At 55.8% G+C, this 3,467-nt stretch carries 2 rRNA genes; both read left to right on the top strand.

Annotated elements, in window-relative coordinates:
- Nucleotides 1–38: 38 nt before the first annotated feature.
- Nucleotides 39–3,168: ribosomal RNA gene (locus tag INN71_RS18035) — 23S ribosomal RNA — on the top strand.
- 180 nt (nt 3,169–3,348) lie between these two features.
- A 5S ribosomal RNA gene (gene rrf, locus INN71_RS18030) occupies nt 3,349–3,465 on the top strand.
- Nucleotides 3,466–3,467 lie beyond the last annotated feature (2 nt).

The following is a 3,467-nucleotide window of genomic DNA, read 5'->3' as shown; positions in this document are numbered from 1 at the left end:
AGACGCATTGTTTGTGTTTTGTCGTGTTGTGGTTTGTTTGGCAAGCTGTTAAGGGCACATGGTGGATGTCTTGGCACCGAGAGCCGATGAAGGACGTTGGAGCCTGCGATAAGCCCTGGGGAGTTGGCAACCGAGCGTTGATCCGGGGATGTCCGAATGGGGAAACCCAGCTGGAGTCATGTCCAGTTACCCGCGCCTGAATATATAGGGCGTGTGGAGGGAACACCGGGAAGTGAAACATCTCAGTACCGGTAGGAAGAGAAAACAATAGTGATTCCGTGAGTAGTGGCGAGCGAAAGCGGAACAGGCTAAACCGCGTGCGTGTGATACCCGGCAGGGGTTGCGTGCGTGGGGTTGTGGGGCATGTCTTGGTCAGTCTGCCGGCTGGCCGCACAGTAAGAAACTCGAGTTGAAGTCGAAGCCCATTGGAAAGTGGGGCCGTAGAGGGTGATAGCCCCGTAGGCGTAAGGCTCGAGCTGTGTGGGCGTGTACCCAAGTAACACGGAACCCCTGAAATTCCGTGTGAATCTGGCGGGACCACCCGTTAAGCCTAAATACTCCTCGGTGACCGATAGCGGACAAGTACCGTGAGGGAAAGATGAAAAGTACCCCTGGCGGGGAGTGAAATAGTACCTGAAACCGTGTGCCTACAATCCGTCAGAGCCTTCCTTGTGGGGGTGATGGCGTGCCTTTTGAAGAATGAGCCTGCGAGTTTGTGTTGCGTTGCGAGGTTAACCCGTGGGGGGAAGCCGTAGCGAAAGCGAGTCCGAATAGGGCGTTTGAGTAGCGCGATCAAGACCCGAAGCGGGGTGATCTATCCATGGGCAGGTTGAAGCGTGGGTAAGACTGCGTGGAGGACCGAACCCACTTCAGTTGAAAATGGAGGGGATGACCTGTGGATAGGGGTGAAAGGCCAATCAAACTCCGTGATAGCTGGTTCTCCCCGAAATGCATTTAGGTGCAGCGTTGCGTGTTTCTCAGCGGAGGTAGAGCACTGGATAGCCGATGGGCCCGACCAGGTTACTGACGTTAACCAAACTCCGAATGCCGTTGAGTGAGAGCGCAGCAGTGAGACTGCGGGGGATAAGCTCCGTAGTCGAGAGGGAAACAGCCCAGACCATCAGCTAAGGCCCCTAAGCGGTGACTAAGTGGAAAAGGATGTGGAGTCGCAGTGACAACCAGGAGGTTGGCTTGGAAGCAGCCACCCTTGAAAGAGTGCGTAATAGCTCACTGGTCAAGTGATTCCGCGCCGACAATGTAGCGGGGCTCAAGTCATCCGCCGAAGCTATGGCATTCACACGTTAGCTAAGCCGCCCTCGAGGTTGGTTCAGGTGTGTGGATGGGTAGGGGAGCGTCGTGTCGCCGGTGAAGCGCCGGAGTGATCCAGGTGTGGAGGCGACACGAGTGAGAATGCAGGCATGAGTAGCGAATCACGTGTGAGAAACACGTGCGCCGAATGATCAAGGGTTCCAGGGTCAAGCTAATCTGCCCTGGGTAAGTCGGGACCTAAGGCGAGGCCGACAGGCGTAGTCGATGGACAACGGGTTGATATTCCCGTACCGGCGAAGTAGCGCCCATGACGAACCTGGTGATGCTAACCATCCGAAACACCTCTTTGATCCATGCCCTTCGGGGTGTGGGCTGGGGTGCGTAGCGTGGGACCCGAGCTGGTAGTAGTCAAGCGATGGGGTGACGCAGGAAGGTAGTCGGACCACGGCGATGGTAGTTCCGTGGCTAAGAGTGTAGGGAGCCTCCTAGGTAAATCCGGGTGGCTGTGTTGGATCACGATCCTGAGACTTGATGGGGACCCTTTTTGGGGAAGCCGATGATCCTATGCTGTCGAGAAAAACCTCTAGCGAGCTATGAGCCGCCCGTACCCCAAACCGACTCAGGTGATCAGGTAGAGAATACTAAGGCGATCGAGCGAACCATGGTTAAGGAACTCGGCAAAATGCCCCCGTAACTTCGGGAGAAGGGGGGCCGGATCCGTGAACCCACTTGCTGGGGGAAGCGGTGATGGCCGCAGAGACCAGGCCCAAGCGACTGTTTATTAAAAACACAGGTCCGTGCGAAGTTGTAAGACGATGTATACGGACTGACTCCTGCCCGGTGCTGGAAGGTTAAGGGGACCTGTTAGGCAGCAATGCCGAAGCGGAGAACTTAAGCCCCAGTAAACGGCGGTGGTAACTATAACCATCCTAAGGTAGCGAAATTCCTTGTCGGGTAAGTTCCGACCTGCACGAATGGAGTAACGACTTGGGCGCTGTCTCAACCGTGGACTCGGCGAAATTGCACTACGAGTAAAGATGCTCGTTACGCGCGGCAGGACGGAAAGACCCCGGGACCTTTACTATAGTTTGGTATTGGTGTTTGGTTCGGCTTGTGTAGGATAGGTGGGAGACTGTGAAACCTCGACGCCAGTTGGGGTGGAGTCAACGTTGAAATACCACTCTGGTCGTACTAGATGTCTAACCTAGGTCCATTATCTGGATCAGGGACAGTGCCTGATGGGTAGTTTAACTGGGGCGGTTGCCTCCTAAAATGTAACGGAGGCGCTCAAAGGTTCCCTCATCCTGGTTGGCAATCAGGTGTTGAGTGTAAGTGCACAAGGGAGCTTGACTGTGAGACAGACATGTCGAGCAGGGACGAAAGTCGGAACTAGTGATCCGGCGCTGGCATGTGGAAGCGGCGTCGCTCAACGGATAAAAGGTACCCCGGGGATAACAGGCTGATCTTCCCCAAGAGTCCATATCGACGGGATGGTTTGGCACCTCGATGTCGGCTCGTCGCATCCTGGGGCTGGAGTAGGTCCCAAGGGTTGGGCTGTTCGCCCATTAAAGCGGCACGCGAGCTGGGTTTAGAACGTCGTGAGACAGTTCGGTCCCTATCCGCCGCGCGCGTAGGAAACTTGAGAAAGGCTGTCCCTAGTACGAGAGGACCGGGATGGACGAACCTCTGGTGTGCCAGTTGTCCCGCCAGGGGCACGGCTGGTTAGCTACGTTCGGAAGTGATAACCGCTGAATGCATCTAAGCGGGAAGCACGTTTCAAGATGAGGTTTCCCACCCTTCATGGGTTAAGGCCCCCAGTAGATGACTGGGTTGATAGGCCGGAGGTGTACAGCAGTGATGCCTAGCCGACCGGTACTAATAGGCCGAGGGCTTGTCATACAAGCCTCAACATCACAAAACACATCTGTTGTGCGTCAGGGTCTCTACTGAACCCGCAATCGTCATGCTGCTTGTTATTGTTCGCGTCCACTGTCTGGTGTCTGAGACAACACACCATCCCGCTGCCCCCACACTTGACCGGTGGGGACGACATGCGGGGATTGTGTAAGTCAATAGAGTTACGGCGGTCATAGCGAGAGGGAAACACCCGGTCCCATTCCGAACCCGGAAGTTAAGCCTCTCAGCGCCGATGGTACTGCGACCGGGAGGTCGTGGGAGAGTAGGACGCCGCCGGACAT

Origin of the sequence: Nocardioides sp. ChNu-153, from assembly GCF_030466625.1 — a bacterium.
Lineage (GTDB): Bacteria > Actinomycetota > Actinomycetes > Propionibacteriales > Nocardioidaceae > Nocardioides.
This window is presented reverse-complemented; position numbering and strand designations above follow the sequence as displayed.